General features: G+C 74.1%; 1 protein-coding gene. It reads left to right on the plus strand.

The features are described from left to right. On the plus strand, positions 1–259 hold a 259-nt coding region (locus SB816_RS32875; RefSeq protein WP_410548365.1), incomplete at both ends, for a hypothetical protein.

Genomic DNA, 259 nt, shown 5'->3' on the forward strand with positions numbered 1-259 from the left:
GTGCAGTTGGAGGCGGCCGGCTTCGACGGCGTGTTCTCGTCGGCGCGCTGGTGGGATCTGCGCGCGCCGTGGTTCGTCGACGAGCACCGGCTGCTGCGCCGCATCGCGTCGCCGATCGCGTGCCCCGATGCGTTCGACGGCCCGCGCATCGCGGAAGACTGGCATGGCGCGCCGGACGAGGTGCTGGTGCGCGCGTACCACCGCGCCATGTGGACCGCGGCGGCGCTCGGCACCGGCTGGCTCGTGCCGATGGGCTTCG

It is taken from the genome of Achromobacter sp. SIMBA_011 (assembly GCF_046535435.1).
GTDB classification, from domain to species: Bacteria; Pseudomonadota; Gammaproteobacteria; order Burkholderiales; family Burkholderiaceae_B; genus Achromobacter; species Achromobacter dolens.